The sequence below is a fragment of the Cobetia sp. 5-25-4-2 genome (assembly GCF_013374075.1).
Lineage (GTDB): Bacteria > Pseudomonadota > Gammaproteobacteria > Pseudomonadales > Halomonadaceae > Cobetia > Cobetia marina.
The window spans coordinates 1000882-1026724 of record NZ_BLWK01000001.1 but is presented as its reverse complement, the minus strand read 5'-3'; the positions used below and the strand labels follow the sequence as shown (position 1 = coordinate 1026724).

General features: G+C 60.1%; 19 protein-coding genes. 10 read left to right on the top strand and 9 right to left on the bottom strand.

From position 1 onward, the window contains the following. Nucleotides 1–226 precede the first annotated feature (226 nt). From HXS65_RS04430 to HXS65_RS04415, 4 genes are all read left to right on the top strand, one after another. Nucleotides 227–1537 (top strand): imelysin family protein, encoded by a 1311-nt coding sequence (locus tag HXS65_RS04430; RefSeq protein WP_176493231.1) that lies wholly within the window; start codon nt 227–229, stop codon nt 1535–1537. Nucleotides 1538–1743: 206 nt separating this feature from the next. Continuing rightward, nucleotides 1744–3216, top strand: a complete 1473-nt coding sequence (locus HXS65_RS04425; protein ID WP_176493230.1) for a di-heme oxidoredictase family protein — start codon at nt 1744–1746, stop codon at nt 3214–3216. An 86-nt stretch (nt 3217–3302) separates the two neighbouring features. Further along, nucleotides 3303–4460 (top strand): imelysin family protein, encoded by a 1158-nt coding sequence (locus HXS65_RS04420; RefSeq protein WP_176493229.1) that lies wholly within the window; start codon nt 3303–3305, stop codon nt 4458–4460. Nucleotides 4461–4476: 16 nt separating this feature from the next. After that, nucleotides 4477–5664: a DUF1513 domain-containing protein gene (locus HXS65_RS04415; RefSeq protein WP_176493228.1), complete on the top strand. Its 1188-nt coding sequence runs from the start codon at nt 4477–4479 to the stop codon at nt 5662–5664. 136 nt (nt 5665–5800) lie between these two features. Here the strand turns inward: HXS65_RS04415 and HXS65_RS04410 are convergent, their stop codons facing one another. The 3 genes from HXS65_RS04410 to HXS65_RS04400 form a co-directional block, all read right to left on the bottom strand. Beyond that, nucleotides 5801–7864: a TonB-dependent siderophore receptor gene (locus tag HXS65_RS04410; RefSeq protein ID WP_176493227.1), complete on the bottom strand. Its 2064-nt coding sequence runs from the start codon at nt 7862–7864 to the stop codon at nt 5801–5803. A 359-nt stretch (nt 7865–8223) separates the two neighbouring features. Beyond that, nucleotides 8224–9981, bottom strand: a complete 1758-nt coding sequence (locus HXS65_RS04405; RefSeq protein ID WP_176493226.1) for a multidrug ABC transporter permease/ATP-binding protein — start codon at nt 9979–9981, stop codon at nt 8224–8226. 245 nt (nt 9982–10226) lie between these two features. Next, entirely contained in the window at nt 10227–12644 is a 2418-nt protein-coding gene (locus HXS65_RS04400; RefSeq protein WP_255304415.1) for a DNA polymerase II, read from the bottom strand. 289 nt (nt 12645–12933) lie between these two features. Here HXS65_RS04400 and HXS65_RS04395 point away from each other — a divergent pair, with 289 nt between their 5' ends. The 3 genes from HXS65_RS04395 to HXS65_RS04385 all read left to right on the top strand — a co-directional run bounded on the left by HXS65_RS04395 (nt 12934) and on the right by HXS65_RS04385 (nt 16975). After that, the gene (locus HXS65_RS04395; RefSeq protein ID WP_176493225.1) at nt 12934–14325 is read left to right on the top strand and encodes a diguanylate cyclase; all 1392 of its coding nucleotides are present in this window, start codon (nt 12934–12936) and stop codon (nt 14323–14325) included. Between the two features lie 207 nt (nt 14326–14532). Further along, nucleotides 14533–15624: a GlxA family transcriptional regulator gene (locus HXS65_RS04390; protein ID WP_255304414.1), complete on the top strand. Its 1092-nt coding sequence runs from the start codon at nt 14533–14535 to the stop codon at nt 15622–15624. Nucleotides 15625–15751: 127 nt separating this feature from the next. Beyond that, on the top strand, nt 15752–16975 hold the full coding sequence (locus HXS65_RS04385; protein WP_176493224.1) for a TauD/TfdA family dioxygenase: 1224 nt from the start codon (nt 15752–15754) through the stop codon (nt 16973–16975). A gap of 85 nt (nt 16976–17060) precedes the next feature. On the opposite strand, the gene HXS65_RS04380 is transcribed toward HXS65_RS04385, so the two are convergent. The 6 genes from HXS65_RS04380 to HXS65_RS04355 form a co-directional block, all read right to left on the bottom strand. Continuing rightward, on the bottom strand, nt 17061–17765 hold the full coding sequence (locus HXS65_RS04380) for a cytochrome c (RefSeq protein ID WP_176493223.1): 705 nt from the start codon (nt 17763–17765) through the stop codon (nt 17061–17063). Between the two features lie 134 nt (nt 17766–17899). After that, nucleotides 17900–18310, bottom strand: a complete 411-nt coding sequence (locus HXS65_RS04375; RefSeq protein WP_176493222.1) for a hypothetical protein — start codon at nt 18308–18310, stop codon at nt 17900–17902. 208 nt (nt 18311–18518) lie between these two features. Continuing rightward, entirely contained in the window at nt 18519–19301 is a 783-nt protein-coding gene (locus HXS65_RS04370) for a copper resistance protein B (RefSeq protein ID WP_176493221.1), read from the bottom strand. A 9-nt stretch (nt 19302–19310) separates the two neighbouring features. Then, nucleotides 19311–21101 (bottom strand): copper resistance system multicopper oxidase, encoded by a 1791-nt coding sequence (locus tag HXS65_RS04365; RefSeq protein ID WP_304363414.1) that lies wholly within the window; start codon nt 21099–21101, stop codon nt 19311–19313. Nucleotides 21102–21179: 78 nt separating this feature from the next. Continuing rightward, complete coding sequence (locus HXS65_RS04360; protein WP_176493220.1) at nt 21180–22514, bottom strand: ATP-binding protein; 1335 nt, start codon at nt 22512–22514, stop codon at nt 21180–21182. Next, entirely contained in the window at nt 22492–23166 is a 675-nt protein-coding gene (locus tag HXS65_RS04355) for a response regulator (protein WP_176493219.1), read from the bottom strand. Before HXS65_RS04355 ends, HXS65_RS04360 begins: the two co-directional genes overlap by 23 nt. A 378-nt stretch (nt 23167–23544) precedes the next feature. Between HXS65_RS04355 and HXS65_RS04350 the strand changes: the two genes are divergently transcribed. The 3 genes from HXS65_RS04350 (at nt 23545) to copD (ending at nt 25765) form a co-directional block, all read left to right on the top strand. Beyond that, complete coding sequence (locus HXS65_RS04350) at nt 23545–24351, top strand: sulfite exporter TauE/SafE family protein (protein WP_176493218.1); 807 nt, start codon at nt 23545–23547, stop codon at nt 24349–24351. 167 nt (nt 24352–24518) lie between these two features. Beyond that, nucleotides 24519–24884, top strand: coding sequence for a copper homeostasis periplasmic binding protein CopC (copC, locus tag HXS65_RS04345; RefSeq protein ID WP_176493217.1), 366 nt, complete (start codon nt 24519–24521; stop codon nt 24882–24884). Further along, complete coding sequence (copD, locus tag HXS65_RS04340) at nt 24818–25765, top strand: copper homeostasis membrane protein CopD (protein WP_141392086.1); 948 nt, start codon at nt 24818–24820, stop codon at nt 25763–25765. Before copC ends, copD begins: the two co-directional genes overlap by 67 nt. Nucleotides 25766–25843: the final 78 nt, after the last annotated feature.

Sequence of the window (25843 nt, the reverse complement as noted above, 5' to 3'; positions counted from 1 at the left end):
ATGTGGCGAGTCTCGAGAAGACAGGCATCCTGCATTGCACTGAACGCACTGCTGAGTTGCCTGACTGACTCTGGACGATTGCAAATAATAAAGGTTCTCAATATGATTCCGTCAGAGGTGGGCCACGCGACACTAAGCACGACATGACACCTGTCACCGTCGCGTCGAGCCTTCACGACATCGCGTCACGCGATCTGCATAATAAAAGACTGTTCAAGGGAACCTCATGTCCGCACATTTCCGCCCTATCGCTCGCAAGCCGCTGGCTGCCGCCATCGCGCTCTCCGTGGCACTGATCGGCTCTGCCGCCCAGGCACATGAAGGCCATGCACACGATGATCGCAAGGTGAGCGCTGAAGCCGTCGTTGACCAGTACGCCAACGTGGCCCATGCCACCTACAGCGATGCCCTGGCCAGCGCCAATGCCCTGCGCGCCGCCAACGCCGCGCTGATCGAAGCCCCGTCCGAGGCGACGCTTGCCGCGGCTCGCACTGCCTGGAAACAGGCGCGCGTGGCGTACCAGCAGAGTGAAGTCTTCCGCTTCGGCAATGCCATCGTCGATGACTGGGAAGGTCAGCTGAATGCCTGGCCGCTGGATGAAGGCCTGATCGACTACGTCGAAGGCGACGGCTATCAGGCGGAACTGGGCAACCCGGGCGCCAGCGCCAACATCATCGCCAACGACAGCGTGCAGATCGGTGCCGACAAGATCGACACTACCGAGATCACCCCGGAGCTGCTGGCCTCCCTGAACGAGCTGGGCGGATTCGAGGCCAACGTGGCCAGCGGCTACCACGCCATCGAATTCCTGCTCTGGGGCCAGGACATGCATGGCTTCGAGTCTGGCGCAGGCGAGCGTCCGGCGTCGGACTATGCCAAGGGAGAGGACTGCACCGGCGGCAACTGTGACCGCCGTGGCGCCTACCTGCTGGCGGCCAATGACCTGCTGATCAATGACCTGGAATACATGGTCGGCCAGTGGGCACAGGGCGACAAGGACAACTATCGCGCCGAGCTGACCTCCCTGCCGGCCGGTGAAGGCCTCGAGAAGATGCTGTTCGGCATGGGCTCCCTGTCACTGGGCGAGCTGGCCGGTGAGCGCATGAAGGTCGCGCTGGAAGCCAATTCCTTCGAGGACGAGCACGACTGCTTCTCCGACAACACCCACTACTCGCACTTCTACAATGCCAAGGGCATCCAGAACGTCTATGAAGGCACGTACGTGACGCTGGATGGCCGTACCTTCGAAGGCCCGTCATTGCACGCGCTCGTCGCCCAGAATGACCCGGAGCTGGCCGAGAAGATGCACGAGGCGCTGGACACCACCATGGGCCAGCTGCAGGTGATGGTCGATACGGCAGACGCCGAAGACGGCATGAAGTTTGATCAGATGATCGCCCCGGGCAATGTCGAGGGCGCCGAGATCATCAATGCCAGCATCGAAGACCTGGTCGCGCAGACGCGCCTGATCGAAGAGATTGCCAACGACGTCGGCATCAGCGGACTGAAGGCCGATACCGCAGATCACGAATTCTAGGCACTCACCCGAGATTGCCAGGCCATGGGCGGTGATGAAACCGCCCATGGCCGCGCAGCCCCCTCGCCCGAACCTGTCTCGTACAGGTTCGGGCGTTGATGCTTTCGTGCCAGCATTTTATGCGCGCCTGCTAATTCTTCAGAGTGCCTTGCCCGAAGGCCACTGATGGACTCGCAGCCTGACCGCGCAAGCCAGGACCTACATCGATGCCACACGTCATCCCGAAACACCCGACCCTTCACGCGTTGTCGCTTGCCATCGCACTGACCGCCCTGCCCCAGGGCGTGGCACAGGCCGCCCAGACACCGCTGACCGTCAGCGCCTATCTGGCCGCATTGCCACTGCAGGACACCGCGAAGAGTGGTGGCGAGGGCAGCGTGCGCAAGCACGATACCAATGCCTACTCCCTGCCGGCCAAGAACCTGAGCTTCGATCAACGTCTGTCCTTCAGCGTCGGCAACAGCTTCTTCAAGAGCCCCTGGGTGATCGCGCCCGCCAGCACCACCGCTCGCGATGGCCTCGGCCCGCTGTTCAACACCAATGCCTGCCAGAACTGCCACGTCAAGGATGGTCGCGGCAGTCTGCCGGCCGAGGGCGACCCCTCGGTGGGCCTCTTCCTGCGCCTGGGCATGCCGGACAGCCACGAGGACAGCTGGAGCGATGAGGAGCGTGAATTCCGCCGCATCGCTGGAGTGATGCCGCACCCCGTCTATGGCACTCAGCTGCAGAATGCCGCGGTGCCCGGTATCGAGCGCGAAGGCCGCATGCAGGTCGTCCATGAAGAGATGCCCGTCCCGTTGGCGGATGGAGAGGTCGTTCTGCTGCGCAAACCGCGCTATTCCCTGGTCGAGGCTGGCTTCGGCGACCCTGGCCCCATTGCACTCTCACCGCGCCTTGCCCCGGGCATGGTAGGCCTCGGGCTGCTCGAGGCGGTCAGCGAGGAGACCTTGCTCGAGTGGGCCGACCCGCAGGATGCGGATGGCGATGGCATCAGCGGTCGCGCCAATACCGTCTGGTCACTGACCGAGCAGCACGAGGTCATGGGGCGTTTTGGCTGGAAGGCCGGCCAACCCGACGTTCGCCAGCAAAGCGCCAAGGCGTTCGCCGGCGACATGGGCCTGACATCGAATCTGGTCAGCTCCACCGATTGCACGCCGGTCCAGAAATGCGCAGACCTGCCCAACGGGGGCACCATCGAGGTGGAAGACAACGTCATGGACAATGTGGCGTTCTATTCGCGCAATCTCGCCGTGCCGACACGACGTGACCTCGATGACCCGACGGTGCGCGAAGGCGAGCAACTGTTCCGGGAGCTTGAATGCGCCAGCTGCCACCGACCACGCCTGACGACCGCGTCCGGTGGTGTGGCCGCCCAACTGGCTGACCAGACGATCTGGCCCTACAGCGACATGCTGCTGCATGACATGGGCGATGGCCTGTCAGATGATCGCCGCGAATTCGAGGCGACCGGCAATGAGTGGCGCACACCGCCACTCTGGGGGATCGGCCTGGCGCAGACGGTCAATCCCGCGACGGGCTTCCTGCATGATGGACGCGCCCGCACCCTGCTTGAAGCCGTGCTCTGGCATGGCGGGGAAGCCAGGGCCAGTCGAGACAAGGTCGTGGCGTTGCCGACTGACCAGCGGCAGGCGCTGCTGCGCTTCCTGGAATCGCTCTGATCTCCTCTCAGCCTCTACCCGCCAGCCGACTCTGGCACGCCCCCGACTTTCGCCTGGCGTGCCGTTCTGACAAGGAATCCCGCGACATGTCCCGTGACACCTTCACCTCTGCTGCCATCCCGATGAAACCTTTCACGCGCAAGCCCTCGCCCCTGGCGCTGATGACCTCCGCCATGACCCTGCTGGGCACCGCACTGCTGTCGACGAGCACACTGGCGGCATCGGACTCTTCTAGCGCCAACACCACCAGCGCGGACGCCGTCAGCCAGTTTGCCGCTGACACTTTGAGCGAAGCCCACCAGCAGCTCGCCAACCGCCTGGCGCAACTCTCGCAGCACAGCCAGGCGTTCTGCTCCGCCGAGGGTGACGTGACGCTCGAGACGCTCAAGGAGGATTGGCGCAGCGCCATGCTGGGTCTGAATCAGGTCAACTGGGTCGAGATGGGGCCCATCCTGCAGAATTCTCGCCAATGGCAGCTGTATTTCTGGCCGGACAAGAAGGACCTGGTGTCAGGCAAGACACGTGCCCTGCTCGCTGGCGATGCCCCGATCACGGCCGACGGCCTGGCGGAGCAATCCATCGTCATGCAGGGGCTGGGCAGTGTGGAATTTCAACTGTTCGATGCCCGCTATGCCGACTCGCCCCTCACCGCCAACACGCGGCGGTGTGAGCTGATGACGGCCAACACCGCCTACGCCGCCAGCACCGGCAAGACGCTGCTCGAAGAGTGGCAGCAGTTCGCACCACAACTGGCCGATGGCACTGGCGCCTTCAGCGATCCACGTGACGCCGTGCTTTCCCTGGTACGCGCGATGACCGTGCAGCTTGAGGCCATCAAGGACCGCAAGCTGCGCCGCCCGATCGGGCTCGACAACGGCGGCACGGCCAACCCCTACGCGGCAGAGTCCTGGCGTGGCGGCATGGGACTTGCCAACATCGGGGCGACGCTTGCGGTGATGGAGACGCTCTGGCTCGGCAATGACGAGGTCGCAGGCATTCAGGGCTACCTGAATCAGCAGGTCGACCCGCGCATGGTGGCCTCCACCACCGGAGACTTTGCCGATGCGCGTGACGCCTTCGCCGCCCTGCCGGCGGATCTTGCTGGCATGTTGCGCGACGACCCGCGCAATGGCGATCTGCAGCAGGCCATGATCCACCTCGAGACCCTGCAGGCAGGCTTTGCCGATACCCTCAACCCGGCACTCGGGCTGTCTCTGGGCTTCAACAGTACCGATGGCGATTGATTCGGGAGTGAAGCACGTGAGCAAGACAGGACATGGCATGCTGGAAACCCATCCAACGGAGGCACGTCAGCGCCGGCGACTGCTCAAGGCATTGGCCTGCACCCCGCTGCTGGGGTTACCCGGCGGCGCGGCACTGGCCGGTGGCAACAATGCCGCCAGTGCTCGAGGCCATGTGCCAGCCGGGGTGGCCATCTCGGCCTGTGACGATGACACGGGGCAGCACTTTGCCAGCTGTACCAGTTACCAGGGACAGGAACGCTGGCGTCAGCCCATCAAGGAACGCGCCCATGGCGCCACCCGCCATCCTCACAAGCCGTGGGCACTGATCTTCGCCCGGCGCCCCGGCACCGAAATCAATGTCTTCGATCTCGAGACCGGTGAGCGGATCACGCGCATCGAAGCCGCGCCGGACCGCCACTTCTATGGGCATGGCGTGTTCAGCCCGGATGGCGGTCTGCTCTACACCACCGAGAACGCCATCACCTCCGGGGAAGGCCGTATCGGGATCTACGACATGCATCGCGATTTCGCGCGACTTGGCGAGTTTGCCAGTGGCGGGATCGGCCCGCATGAGATCCGTCTGCATCCGGACGGTCGGCAGCTGATCATCGCCAATGGCGGAATTCTCACGCGCCCGGAGACCGGTCGCGTGAAGCTCAATCTGGAGTCGATGCAGTCCAATCTGACGCTGCTGGATCGCGTCTCGGGCGAGATTCACTGGCAAGGCGAACCATCGCATCATCAGCTGTCATTGCGTCATCTGGATGTCAGCCGCGATGGCACCATCGTCGCGGGGTATCAGTATCAGGGACCTGCCTCGGACCATCACCCCCTGGTGGTGATGAAACGCCCCGCCAGCGAGACCTTGCAGGAATTGCCGCTACCGCTGGAATACGTCCCTCAGTTCAAGCAGTACATCGCGAGCATCGCCATCGCCCCCGAGGGCCACCTGGCGGTGGCCACTGCCCCCAGGGGCAACCTGATCACGCTGTGGAACCTCGAGACCGGCGAGCTTGAGACGACACTGGACTTCGCCGACTGTGCGGGGGCGCTGGCAGTACCGGCCACTCAGGAGACTCCCGCGGGGTTCGTGGTCAGCAATGGTCGCGGAGAATGGCTGCTGATCGATGAGGACGGGCTGCCGGCGCTGGGGCCGGTGCGCCTGGCCAATACCCACTGGGACAACCATCTGGCGTTGATGTAGACGGCGCATCACGGGATGACCACTGCTCCAGGTCGCGGGCGAGAGTGTGGCACGCGGCAGGAAACGACAACGCCCCGCAGGCGGATGCCTGCGGGGCGTTGTCGTTCAAAAGGACATGATACAAAGGCGCAAGGAATCAGAAGCGATAGCTCAGACTGCCAATGATGCTGCGGGATTCCCCGTAGTAGCACCAGTAGCTGCAGCTGGCGACATATTCCTTGTCGGTGAGGTTGCTGACATTGACCTGAGCGCTCAGCTCGCGGGTGAAGTCATAGCCGACCATCGCATCGAACAGCAGATAGTCGGACACGGTGGTATCCCCATCCACCGATTCACCGACATAACGGGCACCCGCCCCAAGACGCAGCCCCTCCAGGGCACCACGCTCGAAGGCGTAATCCAGCCAGCTGGAGGCCTGATGGCGCGGTATCAACGGGGCACGCACATCGTCTTCCAGACGCGCATCGGTATAGGTATACGCCGAGGTCAGCTTGAGATGGTCCGTCAGATAACCGACCATTTCCAGCTCGAAGCCACGCGACTGACGCTCGCCCTCCTGCACCTGGATTCCGCCGGTGGTGACCAGCGTATTGTCTTCGGTGAGGTCAAAGACAGCCGCCGTCACGTAGCCGTCCCAGCCGGCGGGCTGATACTTGGCGCCCAGCTCCCACTGGCGACCTTCGCGAGGCTCATAGAGCGAACCGCGATCATCGGTCGCGCTGATCGGCTCGAAGGATTCGGTATAGCTCAGATAGGGGTTGAGACCGAAGTCACTCAGGTACATCACCCCGCCCGACCAGCTGATCTCGTCATCATCGGAGCGCTCACGTGATCCCGTCGTCTGATTGACGTTCTCGGTCTCGGCCTGGTCGTAGCGCACCCCCGCCAGCAGTACCCACTTGTCGTCGATGCGCAGCTGATCCTGCACGTAGAGGCCGATCTGCTCCTTGTCGATATCGCGCCGCGTGACCTGGTCATCGCTCAAGGCGGTGTAATTGCCGTATTGCGGGTCAAACAGATCGATCGGATCGCCGAAGGCATAGTCATCCGCTTCCTTGCCCGACAGGCTCAGATTCTGATAATCCACGCCCAGCAGCAAGGTGTTCTCGGTGCGCTCGCCATACCACTTGCCGATGGCCCGATTGTCGACGGTATAGCTGTCGATGGTGCCCTCGCGGTACAGCAGCCCCCGCTGTCCTTCGCGCGCCGAGGACTGATAGAGGATGTAGCTGCTGATCAGGTCGAGATCCAGCTGGCTATAGCGGAAATCCTGCTCCAGCGCCCAGGTGTCGTTCAGCTGGTGGCTCAGCTCATAGCCCAGGGAGGTCTGGGTACGCTCATCCTTGTCATACCCCGGTTCGCTGTAGTTGGTCTGCGGGTCCACCTTGCCGAACGGCGTATCATCATGGGTGCCATAGGCCAGCTTGAAGGCATTGGTGGGGACGCCATCATCCTTCTGGAGGCTGGCGAGCAGCGTCAGCTGGGTTGCCTCCGAGATGTCCCAGGTCAGACTCGGCGCGAAGTAGTAGCGCTCGTTCTCGGTATGATCCAGATCCCCATCACGTTCGCGATACAGCCCGACCAGACGATAGCGCACATCCCCGTACTCGCTCAGATACCCACTGGTATCAAGCCCCGTCTGGCGCAGACCGCGATTGCCGACCTGAATCTGAATCTCGCTCTGCGGCTCATCGGTGGGGCGCTTGCTGATGGCGTTGATCAACCCGCCGGGAGGCGCCTCACCATAGAGGATGGAGGAAGGCCCCTTGAACAGATCGACCCGCTCCAGCCCCCAGGTCTCCGGCAACCACTGATAGAAGCCTTCACGGTAGATGCGCAGGCCATCCTGATAGGTGGATTGATCAAAGCCACGCACCTTGAACCAGTCGGTATTGTTGTCGGACCCATAATGGCCAGACAGGACGCCGGCACGGTAACGGAAGGTTTCATCGAGCTGCTGGACGTTGCGCGTGTCGAGCTCTTCGCGATTGACCGTCGAGACCGGACGCGGCGTCTCCACCAGTGGCGCATCGACTTTCAGTGCCGTGCCGACCACGACCATGGTGTCATCGGTCTCGGCGGCCAGCGCGCTGGCCGACTGTGACAGGAGTCCCGCCGCGATACAGAGCCGTATGGCATGCGACAGAGGGGCGAGTGCCGGCCGGACAGGTGTCTGCCGTGATGTTGGATGTCTGGACATGTCGTGTTCCCTTGCAACGATCGTTTTGTGGTCAATCTCCCCTTCCGTCTCGTGGCGTCTCTCACTGGCACGCTCATGGCGAATACGGAATGGAATCAGGATGATTCGTATTCATCTAATGTGAACCGTGGTGACACACCGTTCTGCATGCACCAGCATGCAATCCCGAAAATGGCGCGTCTGACCGACTGCAGCACCCCGAGGGGCGATTCACGCTGCAGCCGGGCATCATCCCTGATACATCACATGAGACCGCCTCCGGGGCTCACGTCCTGCCACTGCCTGTCTGGTGATGTCGGGGGAAATGAGCGACCGCGGCATCCCGCGGCCGCCCCCGCCGCCAGCCCGAACGGGTTGTTTCAGGCCTCATCCAGACGCGCGACGGCATCCTGGCTGATGCGATCACGCTGGGCGCCCGACAACTCCTGCAACGTGCCGGCGCGCATCTCGAACAACCTGTCTGCCTGCGCGAAATAATGATCATCGTGACTGATGGCGAAGACCGTCTTGCCCATCTCGCGCAGACGCGGCAACAGATCGCGATAGAAGATACGGCGGAACTGCGGGTCCTGATCTGCCGCCCATTCATCCAGCAACACGATGTCGCGACGCTCTGCCACGGCCATCAACAGCGCCAGTCGCTTGCGCTGCCCTTGAGACAGCTCGGTGTTGATCACACGGTTCTCCTCGAGCACCAGCTTCTCGCGCATCTGCAGGTAGTCGATCCACTGTGCGATCAATGCCGGATCTGCCGGCTCACCGGTCGGACCCAGCAGGCGATCGAACTGATGGAAATCAGTGAAGACCGCCGAGAACTGCTGACGCCAGGCTTCCCGCTCGTCTTCTCCTATCGGGTGCCCGTCCCGCAGAAGGGAGCCTGATGTCGGCCGATAGAGGCCGGTCAAGAGTTTGGCCAGGGTCGACTTGCCGCTGCCATTGCCACCGATCAGGAAGACCAGCTCTCCACGCCTGAGGGTAAGATCCAGCGGGCCGACGCAGAAGGGCTGCGCGTCGTTGTGCGCAATGTCCTGTCCCAGGGTCTCGCGGCCGGCGTAGCGGAAACAGACACCCTGCAGACTCAGGGTCTGCCAGTCAGACCCGGCCGACGTGTCTGCGGCTGACGCATGTCCCTGCGGCGGTGCATCTTGAGGAGACGCGAAGTCGGCGTTGACCGGTGCCAATGCCAGCTTGCGCAGTTTGGCAAAGGCCACATCCGCCCCCAGCAGAGTCGGCAATGCCCCCACGGCCTGGATCAAGGGCGTGCGCAGAAACAGCAGCGTCAGGGAAAAGGTCGCGGCGACCTCACCGCTGGCCCAGCCCAGGCCATTGGCCAGATAGAAGACGATGCCGATGGCGCCCAGCATCATGATGTTGGAGAAGTTGACGGCGCTCAGGTGGTAGGTATCCGCGCGCACGACGTGATGGCGATACTCACGGGCATTAACGCTATAGCGGGTGTCGAAATAGTCACGCGCACGGGGTCGATTGAGCGCCAGCTCCTTGCGCCCATCGATGACCGCCTCATAGTCGGCGTAAAGGCGACTCTCCGCTTCACGCACCTCGGCCAGGTGGCGATAGACTCGCGTGACCAGCCAGCTGCCCCCCATGATGGTCAAGGTCACCCAGATGGCGGTGACCAGCATCATGCCGGGGGATAGCCAGCCAAGATAGAACACGGCCCCCAGAGTCAGCACGATGCCCTGCACCAGTTCCGGCAGGCGCACGAACGCCAGGGTGATGTTGCGGATGTCACTCGACAGACTCGCCAGCAGATTGGCACTGCCGAGCTGCTCGAGCCGCTCGATATCGGTATCGAGGATCTGCTTGACCAGACGCCCGCGCAGTCCGTGCACGAAATGATGCCCCAGCGTCGTCAACGCCAGTTGTGCCCCCAGCGTGATCGCCAACAACAGCAGAATCAGTCCGAGAAACTCCGGAAGCACCCCGACATGGGCCGCAAGCCCCTCGTCCAGGGGGACGGTGGCAGAATGCGCGATGAGTCGCTGGTTGATATAGGCAATGACACCGATTCCCAGCCCTGCACTGACAAGGCTCAGAAAGATCACACCAAGAAAGGACCAGCGATAATGGGCAAGAACCACTTTCAGTAACGTCACACCTGCTCCCGGGCACCATGGCAATCAGACCGCCACCAGAAGGCGGCGACGCAGCTCATGTGACTGCGCCGACAGGAATCTTACGGCGCGCATACTTTAATGCAAGAAATAATGAGAAATATTATCACTACGAAATGACAGCGGTAGGTGCCGTCGCGCGATCCTGCTCTCTGCACCTGTCCCCGCGAGGACCGCCCCCGCTCATGGCGCTCGGCGGTCACGGGCCACTCAAGTGGCCGTGAATCTCACCATAGCGTCATCTGGCGATCCAACAGACGATCGAAATCATCCTTCACGAACGGAAGAATGCCATCGGCAACGGGCTTGAGCTGACGACTCAGATAATGCTCCACATCGATGGGAGAGCGCAGGTACTCGACAGGCTCCGGCCCGGCAGTGGTCATCACGTAGCGAATCCAGCCGCCACGCTGGTAACGCAACGGCAGGCCGCGCCTACGATTCTCGTCATCCGCCAGACGCGCTGCCCGCACATGCGGGGGCACGTTGCGCTGATAGTCATCCAGACGTCGCCGCAGGCGCTTGCGATAGATCAGCGCATCCACGTCAGAGTGGCTGTCAGTCCCTTGAGCATGGCGCTGCAGAGACTCCTGCACGTAGCGCTTGAGATACTCCTGGTAGGGGCTTCCCTCGAAGATGCGACGGTACAGGCCTTGCTGGAATACCTTGGCCAGCGGCGTCCAGTCGGAGCGCACGGACTCGAGCCCCTTGAACACCAGCTCGCTCCCACCTTCCTCCCCCGTCTGCCGGAGGCCTGCATAGCGCTTCTTGCTGCCCTCCTCTGCTCCCCGGATGGTGGGCATCAGAAAACGCTGATAATGGGTCTCGAACTGGAGCTCCAGAGCACTGTCGAGCCCCAGACTGTCCTTGAGATGTCGCTGCCACCAGGCGGTGACATGGGCGGCCAGTTCACGGCCGATCTCACCGGCCTCCTCCTCCGTGTGCGCCTCGCCAAGCCAGACGAAGGTGGAGTCGGTGTCACCGTAGATCACGGTGTAGCCGCGTGCTTCGATCAACGCCACCGTCTGCTGGATGATCTGATGGCCACGCCGTGTGATCGAGGAGGCCAGACGCGGGTCGAAGAATCGGCAACCGCGTGAGCCCAGCACGCCATAGAAGGCGTTCATGATGATCTTGAGCGCTTGCGTCAGCGGCACATCGCCTGCCGCCCGGGCGGCGTCCCGCGCCTGCCATATCTCCGCGACGATGGCGGGCAGACAATGCTTGTCACGCGAGAACCGCGCACCGAGAAACCCCGGGACGCTTTGGCCCAACGACACATCATCCGACTCACGCAACCCTTCGATGAGCCCCAGCGGATCGATCAGGAAGGTCCGGATGATGGAGGGATACAGGCTCTTGAAATCCAGCACCAGTACCGAGTCGTAGAGTCCGGGCTGGGAGTCCATCACGAAGCCGCCGGGACTGTCCTCCCCCACCACATCTCCCAGATTGGGCGCGACCTTGCCGAGGCGATGCAGGCGCGGCAGATAAAGGTGGGTGAAGGCCGCCACCGAGCCACCGCTGCGGTCGGCTTCAAGTCCGGTGACACTGGCCCGCGCCAGCAGAAATTCCATCAGCCGCGTCTGCTCGAAGATACGCGTGACCAGCTCGCAATCCTTGAGGTTGTAGCGCGCCAGCGACGGCTTGTCCTCGGCGAACATGCGCAGGATCTCGTCCAGACGGGAATAGGGATCATCGATGGCCTTGCCTTCCTGCAACAGCTCACGCGAGACATTCTCGAGGCTGAACGACTCGAAATGCCAGAAGGCCGACTTGAGCGCCTCGATGCCGTCCACCACCCACCGGCCGGGAATCTCGGCGAAATAATGCTCCGCCTGACGCGAATGCGCTCGCCACTGCATCGTGCTGCCATCGCGCCCCAGGCGCAGAGGCAGATTCTCGGCCTCCGAGAGCCGCACCAACATGCGCAGATCGAACTGGATGACATTCCAGCCGATGATGACGTCCGGATCGTGGCGTGCCACCCAGTCGATCAGGCACTGCAGCAATTCACGCCGGCTGTCCCGATACTCGAGCCCGAAGTCGCATCGGGCAGTCGTCTCACCGTTCGCCGGGCCCAGCATGTAGACCTGACGCTGGCCGCAGCCTTCAAGCGCGATGGAATACAGGTTGCCCCGGGCATCGGTCTCGATGTCCAGCGATGCCCAGCGCAGGGGAGGACGGTAGCCGTCAAGCGGCATGAGGCGTGCATTGTGCAGACTGCCATCGGCGTGACGCTCACCACGCGCCGTGACGCCCGCCGTGATGAAACGCTCCATCAGATAGCGATCAGGCGGACGGACATCCGCCTCATAGACGTCGACACTGATCGCTTTCAAACGACGTGCCAGCTGCCCCAACGTGCGGTATTCGCGACAGTAAAGCCCCACCACCGGACGATGATGAAAGTCTTCCAGTGTCAACGGGCGCAGCTCGGCCCCGGGCTGGAAGCGGACCAGAGTCTGCGCCAGCACCTGCTGTTCAGCTGGCAGGAAAGCGACCACCTCCTGGGGCTGGGTCTGGACTCGCATCCCGCCATCCTCGGTGCGAATCCAGACGCTGATCACGACACCTTCCGACGTATCCCGCCAGTGTCGCGTCATCACGAAGCCCTGATGAGCCGTGGTGGGAGTCGCTTTCACGCCTGTGTCCGGCTCGAGGTCATCCTGGCGAGTGGACGGTTGGGGGAAACCTGACGATACGGCCTCTGGCACTGCAATACCCTTACGTTGAATATACGAATGCCGAGCAGGATGAGATCAAGACGCGACTGCATCCCCATACGTTAAGATGAATTCAGTAACGTGCAACAGCCGTCGCGACGCCACTGCTTGATGACGGTAACGTCCGTGCCTTCCCAGCGATGTGAATGACGACTGCGGCAAGGAATGCCCCTCCCAAGATACCGGCACGACTCAAGGAGCATGCGTCATGCAACGCTTTGAGATGATTCAAACCCTGCTGGGCCAGATGCTTGGCCAGATCGACGATATCATCTTGCTTGCGGATGATCAGCGACACATCACCTACATGAACGACAGCGCGGTAAAGGCATTCGGCTATCCGCGTGACGTGCTGATCGGCCAGCAGACACGCATACTGTATGCCTCCAACGATGAATTCGAGCGCCAGGGCACGAGACAATTCCGCACCGATGCCCTGCCCCCCAGGGAGGGGCGGGTCATTCGCTATCGACGTCAGGATGGCAGCTTCTTCTATGGCGAGACACTCGGCGGCCCCATCAAGGACCCCTCCAGCGACAACACCTTCATGTTCGGCCTGATTCGCGATGTCTCTCGTCGCGTGACAGCAGAGCACACCCTGCACCGACTCCACGCCATCACCTCTTCTCGCCAGCTGTCCTTCAATGATCGCATTGATGAACTCCTGAAACTGGGATGTGCCCACTTTGGCCTGCCCATCGGTATCTTCAGCCGCATCACGGATGGTGATTACGTCGTCCAGCGTGCCTGCCATCCGGAAGACCTGCTGGCACCGGGACTGAGTTTCTCCCTCAGCGATACCTACTGTGATCATGTCTACAAGGCCGATAGCGTACAAGCCTTCCACCATGTGGCAAGCAGCGAGATCAGAAACCATCCCTGCTACTCCAACTTCAATCTGGAAGCCTACATCGGCGCGCCGGTGATCGTGGATGGTGAACGCTACGGTACCTTCAACTTCTCGAGCCCCGATCCGGTGAAACCCTTCACTTCGCAGGATATCGAGCTGGTGCGCCTCATCGCACTGTGGGCCGGACATGAAGTCGCGCGTGCCAATGACATCAATGCTCTGAAGGAAGCCCATCAGGCGCTCGAGAAGGTCGCGATCACTGACCCGCTGACCGGCCTTTACAACCGACGTCATGCTCAGAAAGTGCTGGAGGAGAGCATCACCGCGCTGTCGACTTCCCAGGTCGACCAACCATTGTGCGTCGCATTGCTGGACTTCGATCACTTCAAGAAGATCAACGACAACTACGGCCATGACGCCGGTGACCTTGCCTTGCAGCAGCTGAGTGTCCTCGCCGAGGACATTCTGCTGCCCGGGGATACTCTCGCCCGCTGGGGAGGTGAGGAATTTCTGGCCATCCTGCCCAATTCACTGCTCAGCGACTCTGCCACACGCATCAATACGCTGCGTCAGCGCATGAAGGACAGTGTCCTGGAGCACGCTGGACAACGCCTGCCACTGTCATTGAGCATCGGACTTACCTGTCTTGCACCCAGCGAGCGTGCCACGCGCGAGCAGCTCATCGCTCGCGCGGACGAGGCCATGTATGCCGCCAAGGAAGATGGGCGGAACTGCCTCAGGATGGTGTGACAGAAAGTCTTGCTGTCTGCCTTCACGCCAAACGGGCCCGAGATCACACTCGGGCCTCTTGTTTCCCGCCAACCGCCCTCCCCCTGATGACCCGCGAGCGATCGAGCGGGGATTGGCTGACGCCTCGCGCTCTGCCAGCGAACAGGCTAATGTCATGGGCTTCGACTCGATGCCAAGCCACCCGACGCCTTCATTGCCAGAGCGTTCATGTCATCACACGACTCCCATGCCTCCTCCCCTGATTCCCGCAGCGCCGTCGGCCTGGCGGAAGATGGCGTTCTGTCAGCGCAGCCCACCGGCATCGCGCCCCTGACGGCAGCGCTCGCCTCGCCGACTCAGCACGAGCGCCACCAATTGGGCATCTTACTTCTGCCGGGTTTCGCGATGGTCGCGCTGTTCTCGATGATCGAACCGCTGCGCATCGCCAATCGCCTGCGCGGGACACGCCTGTATCAGTGGACACTCGCCAGTCAGGATGGCGCACCGGTCAAGGCCTCCAACGGCATGGTCCTGCCGGTGGACACGGCACGTGACGAGCTCCCTTCGGTGGACAAGCTGGTCGTATGTACCAGCTTTGCCCCGGAAGCCTATCTGGAAGATCGCACTCTCCAATGGCTTGAGCAGCGCTCCCGCAGCGGCTGCCAGCTCGGGGGCGTGGACACCGGCTGCTTCGTGCTGGCACGTGCAGGCCTGCTGACGGGCAAGACGGTCACATTGCACTGGGAGAGCCTGCCGGAATTCACCCAACGCTTCGATGAGGTGGATGCCGTGGAGTCTCTCTATGAAATCAGTGATGACGGTTTCTTCTGCGCCGGAGGCAGCGCCCCGCTGGACATGAGCCTGGAGCTGATCCGCCGCCAGCATGGCCAGACGCTCTATCAGGCGGTACGCGAACAGTTGATTCTCGATCAGGGACGACTGCCCGCCAGCCGGCAGCGCGGCCTCAGTCAACAATCGGCAGACCTGGCAGATCCGCTGCTCAGACGTGCCATCACGCGCATGGAAAACACCCTGGAGGCGCCACTCAGCATCGAGGCACTGGCCGAGGAGCTCGGGCTCTCATGGCGTCAGTTGGAGCGGCGCTTCCAGCAAGGGCTGGGATGCACGCCTCAGGCCTATCAGGGAGAACGTCGCCTGCTGCATGCGCGCAGTCTGCTTCATGACACCCGCCACGGCATCACCGATATCGCCCTGGCCTGCGGATTCACATCGCACTCGAGCTTCACCCGCGCCTTTCGTCGCCGCTTCGGGATCACCCCGACACAGGCACGACGCCAGCCACCGCGTCCCGTCTCATGAGCTGACACGCCACGCGCGCACCAGATGTCGAATTGGGCACAGATGGCGTCGAATTGGGCACAGAAGACACCTGCATGGACTGCCATTCTGTCGGGGAACTGATCACCGACAGAAGGAAGGACTCTCCATGGCGCTCCCGATGACACCCGACTACGACAGCTGGCCGATTGACGAGACTCTCGTGAAGGTCACCCACGAAGCGCGCTATCTCAGCGTGAGCTGGAGCGACGGGCGCGTCAGTCGTTTCCACAGTGTCTGGTTGCGCGAGAACGCCGCGGATGACACCACCATCAATCCAGCGACACGCGAACGCATACTGGATCTCTCCCAGCTGCCAGCATGGCCGGAGATCGCCAAGGCCAGCATCGATGAGGACGGTGCGCTCAGAGTGCTGTTCACGCCGGAAGACCGCCGCCTGCGCTTCCACCCGGGCTTCCTGCGTGCCAATGATTACGACAACCAGAGTGTCTTGCCGCCAGAACTGCCGCCGCTTGCTCTCTGGCATGGTGAACAGCTGGAACAGCCCCCGACCATCGACGCCGCCCGCCTGGCCAGTGCCGAGCATGGCAGCCAGCAGGAGTCCGAGATCCTCAATCCGGCCCTGCACGAGCTGCTCGGCAAGGGGCTGGTGCGTCTGCGTAATCTGCCGGCGGAGTCCGGCGCCCTGGAGAAGGTCGCCGAGCGCATCGGCTCGATCCGCACCACCAACTTCGGTCACCTCTTCAATGTCCGCGCGATCCAGAACCCGGACTCCAACGCCTACACCTCCATCGCGCTGCCACCGCATGTAGACTTGCCGACCCGGGAATACCAGCCGGGCCTGCAGTGTCTGCATTGCATCGAGAACAGCGTGGAAGGCGGCATGGCGGTGATGATGGATGGCTTCGCCATCGCCACGTCACTGAAGGAAGAACACCCAGAGGCCTATGAGACCCTCATCACGGTGCACTGGCGTTACGCCAATACCTCGCGCAATACCGATCACGTCTGGCATTCACCAATGATCGTGTTGGGCCAGGCGGGAGAGCTGCTGGAAGTGCGGATCGCCGACTTCCTGCGGGGCCCGATGATGGCACCGTTCGAGCAGACCGAAATCGCCTACGATGCCCTGATGACACTGCAGCGCATGCTGCGTGAGCCGCGCTTCGCCCTGCGCTTCACCTACGCGCCAGGTGACCTTGTCATCTTCGACAATCGCCGCCTTCTGCACGCCCGCGATGCCTTCGAAGGCGACAGCGGCAGCCGCTGGCTGCAGGGCTGCTACCTGGAGCGTGACGAGGTGCGCTCTCGCTATCGCATGCTCAAGCGTGCCGAGCGCGCGGAGCGGGTCGAGGCAACGCCTACGGTCTGATACTCGAACATCAAGATGGCGTAAAGAAATGGCAGCCCCGAAAGTTTCCATACAAGCCTGGGGCTGCCCAGTATCGCACGCGATTTCAATGTTGATGCTCCTGATCATGCGCGGCGTGAGAATGACGATCTGCATCACCGTTGCTTTTCAGATCATGACTTTCCTGAGCAGGGCTTACCTGCAAAGCATCATGATGTCCATCATCATGGGGTAACTCTCCAACCCCATCAGCATGGTGCGATGACTGCGATAGCGTAGTCTCACCTCCGCCATGTTGATGACCATCACTTGCTGCCACAAGGGCCGTATAACGCGCAGCACTCATGTCAGGAAGTTCTTCCATGAAGGCGACCATCTGCCAGATGTACTCATCCTGCATGCTCTGACCCCATGCCGGCATTCCGCTGGCTTTTATCCCATGCTTGATGACCCAGAAACGCTCATGAGGCTCACTGCTCATGGTAGATGCTGCGAAATTCGGGGGACTGGGATAAAGCCCCCTACTGAGTTCTGTCTCTGACATACCAGGTGCCAGATGGCAGGAGGCGCACATCGAGGCATAATTGCCTGCACCGGCGACAATCATGGCTTCATCATCAAGCAGGGGAGCCTGGATAGCATTGGAGTGGAACTCGATGGAGCGATCACGCGCCGTTTCAAATACTTCGTACACCCAACCCCAGTGCGGGTCATCCGCGGCCACACTGATGACCCCGGAATACACTGCCCCAACACCAAGTGTTGCCAGCATCATCAATGTCAGCCACACCCCCAACAGTATCTTCTTCATGTCATACCCCTTGAGACGACAAGAATATTCAATGACAAGGCTGCCATTCAACGTGCAAAAAAGGCCGACAAATGCCGACCATCAATACGATCTAGAGTGACGCTTTATTTATCATGACTTACCATGGACATCTCTTATTCAAAGGCAACGTTCAGAGAATATCCACGCCCACTCTCGTCTGCAGAACCACTGATTGAATTACCTGAGACCTCCAGTTGGTAATATCCTTCTTTGACATTCTGTTCCAGTAGGAAATGACCATCATCGTCAGAAGCTGTCGCCACGATATTTCCTTGCGGGTCTCGCAACACAGCATTGATCAGGTTGTTCTGACTCGAATCAGCTGCAAAATGTCGGCTACTGATCTTCAGAACTGCATCATGTTCAACGTCTATTTGGAAATGCAATGGCTTTCCAGCCACAAGTCCATATGTTTCTGAAGCTCCAGCTGAAAGAGTCGGAAGTCGGCTATGCTCATCATTGGCCTGCGTCACAGCGGTAAAAAAAGTCATGGTCGCAGCAAGTAACAGCGTTGATGTTTTCATGGAAATTATCTCTTGATGGGTTCACTTATCATCATGGCAACACAATCTGAAAACATGCTGAAAATTAAATGAATTATCATCACATTGTGCAAAACCATAAGACATAACCTCCTAATCAAAAGGCCATTCTGCATATTCATGTAAAACATGATCACGCAGCTACACCACCGCTCTTCAATTGAAAAATGTCACTGCCATCTTGACTCCTCTAGAACATCATGCGCATACCAAACACGACACCCGTATCTTCTACTGCCTCATTTCCCTCACGCCGCATATCAGCAGTTTCGCCATACTCTCGCTGCCAATAAACACCTACATAAGGAGCTACTCGACGAGTCACCTCATAGCGAGCACGCAAGCCAATACGTACAGAATTGAGACCCGCTCCGATAGACTGTTGTCTGGATTCATTGGCAGCAAGGACAATTTCACTACGTGGCTGTAGATACCAACGCTGTGTCAGGTGTATATCATGTTCAAGTTCCAGACTGGCAGTGACTACGCCTCCCTCTCGATATTGGACTGCTGCATCCGTCTCGATTCTGTAGGGTGCAGTCCCTTGAAGCCCGAAGACCCCATACACGCTTTCATCATGATCATCGCTGAGTACGCCGCCCTGATAGCCACCTCCAATCTGAAACTCCCAGAAATCGGCAATCAGGCGACTATAAAGAAGCTCAAGTGACTCAAACTCGGCGTCTTCGCCATCGCCCTGGGTATTTTCCCCTTCTGACTTGAGATAGACACGATGGGTATCTCCGCCATACCAGGCCTGAAAATCCCATACCAGTGAGTCCTCGCCCTTATTCGGAAGGCTATATTCCAGGCGCTCGAATGCGGCACTCCACTGGAGATGTTCTGCCATGGGTGATGGCCATGACTGCGGGGCATCATAGTCATCCTGAGCGAACGCTTGAGAGACACCAGCACTGGAGAACAGAAACGCCGTCACGCTGGCAAGACGAAATGAATGATGACTTATTGACATGATGACTCCTCAAGAAACCTTTACGACACGGAACATACCTGCGTCCATGTGATACAGAAGATGGCAATGGAAAGCCCAGCTACCTTCTGCATCTGCAGTGATCAACGCTGACACTCGCTCACCCGGTTTGACATTCAAGGTATGTTTGCGAGGAATCAGATCTCCTTGACCATTCTCCAACTCCATCCACATGCCGTGCAGATGTATGGGATGTTCCATCATGGTGTCATTGATCAGGATGAGCCGAAGTCGCTCATCTTTCTTGAAGTGAATCGGGCCATTGACTTCACTGAACTTCTTGCCATCGAAGGACCACATATAGCGCTCCATGTTGCCGGTCAGATGCAGCTCCATCTCGCGCGTGGGGCCACGTCTGTCCGGCCAGGGCGCATGGGCCTTGAGGTCCTGATAGACCAATACACGACGCAGCGATTGATCCAGACCGATGCCTGCCTGGTCGTAACGAGCCCCCTGCTGAACAGCACCCGCCATCAGCATGCCATCCTTGGCTACATCGGCTTGCAGGCCCGTCATCTTCGAATGATCCATGCCTGCCATCTGCGAATGGTCCATACCGGCCATCTTCGAATGATCCATACCGGCCATCTGCGAATGGTCCATGCCGGCCATCTGCGAATGATCCATACCCGCATGAGCGCCCATGGCCTCCATCCCGCGATCAGCGATCTGTCGTCGTTCAGGTACGGGCGCCTCCATCCCGGGGCGAGGTGCCAGCGTGGCTCGCGCATAGCCACTGCGGTCCATGGCTTCGGCGAAGATGGTGTACGCCTTGTCGTCTTCCGGTGTCACCAGCACATCGTAGGCTTCCGCCACGGCAATGCGGAACTCATCCACTTCTACCGGTTGCACTGGCTGGCCATCTGCAGCGACCACGGTCATCTTCAAACCTGGAATACGTAAATCGAAGTAACTCATTGCCGAGCCATTGACGACACGCAGACGTACGGTTTCCCCACGCTTGAAGAGCGCGGTCCAATTTTCCTCAGGCGATTGACCATTGAGTAGATACGTATAGGTGCTGCCGGTGACATCCGCGATATCCCGCGAACTCATGCGCATCTCAGCCCACATGCTGCGTGCCTCGATCGTCTCTACCAGCCCTCTACGCCGAGCATCCGCAAAGAAATCATCGACAGTCCGCTCCTGGAAGTTGTAATACCCCTCCATGGTCTTGAGATTGCGAAAGACTGTCTTGGGATCTTCAAACGTCCAGTCAGTGAGCAGCAGGACATGCTCACGATCATATGTGAAGGCTTCGGGAGTCGCTGAATCGATGATCAGGGGCCCAGCATGGCCTTCCTGCTCCTGAAGGCCTGAATGGCTGTGATACCAGTAGGTACCGCTCTGCTTGACAGGAAACCGATAGGTAAAGGTCTCGCCTGGTGCGATTCCCGCGAAGCTGATACCCGGCACGCCGTCCATTTCCGGGGGAAGTATGATGCCATGCCAATGGATGGAGGTCGGCTCATCCATCAGGTTCGTCACCTTGATGACAGCATCCTGCCCCTCTTTCAAACGCACCATGGGGCCGGGGCTGCTGCCATTGATCGTGATGGGACGCGCGAACTGCCCGTCGATGTCGAAATCTTCACGACGAATGACAAGCGAGACTTCGGGGCCATGCACAACCCCTTGAGAATACGTCGATGTTCGCCCCCAGGGATTGGCCCAGGCAGGTGCCATTCCCAGCGCCATTGTACCTAGCCCCAGGGCAGAACCTCCCTTCAGCAATTGACGACGAGATACAGAGAAATCAGACGTTCCTGATGCCATGGCCATTGTTGCCCCCGGGTCATGAATGATAAGTCATGACATGGATGAAGCCACGGCAAGCTGAAACGAACCTGAATGAAGAGACTATTTACGTGTTGGCAGATGCACGTTGACTCTCAATCCCCCTGCTGCTCCTGATGAGTAGCTCACGCAACCCGCGTATTGCTTGACGAGATGCGAAAGAATGGAGAGCCCCAACCCATAACCTGGGTAAGTTTCGTCCTGTCGCCATCCACGCTCGCCAAGATGGGCCAGTTGTTCCTGCGGCACCCCAGGACCATCATCCTCAATACAGAGTACGACCTGGTCACTCTCTATCGTCACTCGGCATTGCACCTGATTGACAGACCACTTGCCCGCATTATCCAGCAATATCCCGAGCATTTCGGTGAAATCCTGTGTCTCGACACTCACCCAGCCATCAGCATGCTCAACAGGCAAGTTCAGACATTCCAGCAAGAAGGTGCGCTGCGGATAGAGTCCCTGGAACATCTCGATCAATCGCCTGGCCTCTTCAGCAGGGCGCGTGGTCTGGCCCGTACGTGGGCCAGCAATACGGGCTCGCCTGAGTTCGGCCTCCAGCTGGGAGTGTATCGCTTCGACACGTTGCAGCATCTTGCCACGACGTACTTCATTGATCGGGCGTGTGCCCCGCAACACCTGCGTCAATGCCGCCAGAGGTGTCTTTAGAGCATGGGACAGGTTGGCGACGGACTCTCGTGAGCGAGTCAGACGGCGATCAAATTCATCCAGTAGCTTATTGAGCTGCGACACCAGCGTATCCAGCTCCGACGGCACCGTGAGGGCAATCCGCTTTCGATGGCCGGTTTGGAGTTCACTCAACTGATGACGCAAGCCACTCAAGGGCTTGAGACCCCGTCTTACCGCCAGCAGATTGAGTGACACGAGAATTCCCCACAACAACAAGGCGCTGGCACCAATCCACCAATGAATTCGGGTCAAGCCCTTCTCCACTGGCGAGAAATTCTCGGCAATCAACAATTGCACCCGTTGCCCGCGCAGATCAAAGCCATACCGATAGGCCAACATAGGCTGCTGCTGCAGCTGATGCATGAACAACGCATCCCCCTTGCCCTCAAGCAAGGGAAGCATCTCCGTCGGCATGGCAGGAAGCGAAGTACTGACCTCGTTCCCGACTCGCAACACATAGAAATGATGAAAGCTCAGAGACTCCTCGCGTGCCGCTACCATTAGCTGGGCAACAGGATGCTCATCTTTCTTGAGCAAGGTGACGATGTGAGATGCCTCATCCTTGAGACGCTCACCAAGAAAATCCTTCGCCAGCTCGTGCAGAAAGACCCCATGCAGATACCAGGCAAACAACACTACAGCGAGGGATGCCCCTCCCAGGCGTGTCAGCAGACGAAAACGAAGGCTACGACGATCGATGTGAAACAAGCAGGTACCCCTGTCCGCGACGGGTCTGTATCAAGTCCTTGCCCACGCGGCGGCGAAGACGAGCGATATAGACTTCCACCAGATTGGGTGCAGCGGCATCCTGCTCCAGTGCATAGAGCTGATCCAGCAACTGCACTTTGGAATGCACTCTGTCTGGATGATGCATGAGGTAGCGCAGCAAACGGAATTCGGTAGCCGTCAAGGTCGACCAATCCTCGCCGTCGCAACGGACACGTTGCGACTCCTCATCCAGCTGAATCCCGCTGACCTCAAGATACGTATGGCCTCCCCCTTGGCGACGCCGAAGCAGCGCATGAAGTCGCGCCAGCAACTCGGCTTCATGAAATGGCTTGGTCAGATAATCATCTGCCCCGCTGCGCAACCCCACAACCTTGTCCTCCCAGGTATCACGTGCCGTAAGAATCAGCACGGGAATATCCACGTGAGACTGTCGCCAGCGTTTCAGCAACTCCAACCCCGAACCATCCGGAAGCCCGAGATCCAGAACGACCAATGCATACTGTTCCGTCGCTATGAAAGCCTGTGCTTCATGCAGACTCGTGGAGACATCCAGTCGATAGCCATTATCTTCCAGCAGTTCAGCGAGGCTTTCTGCCAGCAGGTCATCATCCTCAAGCAACAACAGCTTCATGCCTACCCTCCTTTATCCCACTGACCTTCACTGAACACCGCTCCCATGACAAGCGCAACATCTGCAGAAAAGCCCCCATCCTGCAGGTATATGCTGAGTGCTGGCTGAAAAGCGCCAGCCACGGCAATGACAGGCACCGGACACTACACCATTGCCTTTGGAAAGCACCTCTCTGATGTCCAAGTCAGCCGACACTTGCCAGCTCATCAGCGGATGAATCTTCCAGGGGGGCCTGCAACACCCTCAGGTGACACCTGAGATACTGGGCAGAGCCTCTCTGTCACGGTAGCCTTGCACGCTTGTCAGGCAGGTCATGCATCATGTCGTCTGCCTGAGACCCTATCCATCTTTATTGGCTATCTGCACAGGATGCCTGCAATGCCCGCCAATTCCGCCGATATTCCCTACCTCGCAAGCCTGCTCGATGGCCTCGCGCAGCATTTCCCGCTCTCGCTGCCTATCGTCTGCGCGTTGCTGCTACTTGCCCTGCTGACGTCAGCCTTGTCCGCTGCTGTCGGGGTTGGCGGTGGGACGTTGCTGATCATGATCATGGCGCAGTTGATGCCTGCCGCTGCATTGATTCCTGTCCATGGGATGGTACAGCTGGGTTCCAACGGCGGGCGCATGGCGATGACCTGGCGCCATATCGACATGCGCCGTCTGTTGGCCTTTCTGCCGGGTGTGGCGCTGGGTGCGCTGGTGGCAGCCTGGGTGTTGATCCGCTTGCCTGAAGGGGTACTGGAGCTTTCCATCGCGCTGTTCGTGCTGTTCACCTGCTGGGGGCCGCCGCTGCCCAAGCGGGCATTGAGCCGCACAGGCACCTTGATCGCCGGTGCCATCACGACGTTCCTTTCGAGTCTGATCGGGGCCAGCGGCCCACTGGTCGCAAGCTTCATCAAGCAAGGCGGCGGCGAGCGTCACACCAAGGTGGCGACCTTCGCGGCCTGCATGGTCGCGCAGCACCTCACCAAGGCCTTCATCTTCGGCATGGCAGGGTTTCTCTTCCATGAGTGGTTGCCCCTGATCGTGCTGATGATCGGTGCGGGCCTGATCGGTACCCGCCTCGGACTGCGTTTTTTGGATCGTGTCTCCAACCGGCACTTCGATGGCCTGTTCAAATGGGCGCTGTCGTTGCTGGCGCTCAGGCTTGCCTGGCTGGGTAGCGTCTCTCTGATCAGTCATTGATCCGCCACCAGGCGGAACTCGGGGTGCGACATTATTGCGGGGGACACCACAGTGCTGGCTGAGGTAACGTGCCCCTTCTGCAAGTGCATACCTCTGGCCAGAGGGTGTGAATCCCCATGGCTGGACCATGCACAAGTCAACGCGACCGAAGTCCAGAGGACATCAAGATGACGCATGCAAGACATTGGCTCACCACACTCGTCGCTGGCAGCCTGCTGTTCAGTGGCCAGGCATTCGCTCACGCCCATGTCAGCAGTGCCAATCCCGCGGACGGCGCCAGAATCGCCTCGCCGACTCGCATCAGCCTCACCTTCAGCGAAGGGCTGGAGTTGCCCTTCAGTGGCCTGGGTCTCAGCAGAGTCGATGGCAACCCCGTCTCCCTGGGGGATGCCACTCTCGACAATGGCGGCAAGACGTTGAACGCTCCGGTCAGCAAGACGCTCGAGGCAGGAAAATATGCCGTCAAATGGCATGTGCTTTCCACCGATGGTCACAAGACCGAAGGCCAGTATCAGTTCACCGTCACGCCGTGATCGGCCCCGATAACGCCCTTGCCGCGAGCCGCTTCGTCCTTGACGGAGCGGTCGTGTTCCTTTGGGGCGTCAGCGGATTCCTGCTGACATCGTCATCGCGCGAGCTGCGCCTCTGGCTTGAGGAGCGCTGGTCGGGGGCCTTGCGCCTGGCACTGGCATTGGCCGTGATCGCCACTGCCTGCCAACTGCCACTCCAGACTGCCATCATCGGGGCTGGCTGGGGAGATCTCTCCAATGTCTCCCTGGCATGGAGCGTCATGACCCAGACGACCTCGGGGCTTGCCTGGGCAGGCAAGGCAGGCATCCTGTCGATGGCACTGCTGGCGCTGATGGTGATTCCCGCACATCGCCTGGTGGTCCTGGCGCTTGCGAGCATGGCAATGTTGGCAAGCCTTGCGTTCTCCGGTCACGCCGCCATGCACGGTGGCTGGCTGGGAGGTATTCACCGCGCCAATCAATGGCTGCACCTACTCAGTGGTGGCTTCTGGATCGGGGCGTTGTTCCCGGTGGTGTCCACCCTGCGTGCATTGCATGCCGAAACTTTGTGCCAAGCCGCCAGAGCTGCCTTGATACGCTTCTCCCGCATGGGCCACCTCGCGGTCGCTCTGGTGGTCGTGACGGGGGCCCTCAATACCGGGCTGATTCTCGGGACACCCCCGCTGGACTGGTCACACCCTTATCAAGGACTGCTGGCCATCAAGATCGGGCTGGTGCTCAGCATGGTCAGTATCGCCCTCTTCAATCGCTATTGGCTTGTGCCGAAGCTTTCCGGCCAGGGCGGCACCACACGAGCCCTTGAGTGGATGACGCGACTGGAAGTGATGTTGGCGGCGCTGGTACTGGGGCTGGTCGTGACGCTTTCCGCCCTCGATCCCTACTGATGATCGCAGCTTGCGTCTCTGTCCTCTCTACAGCGCCGCCCTTGCTGTCAAGATCCCTAGGCCTTCTTGCCTGCATCA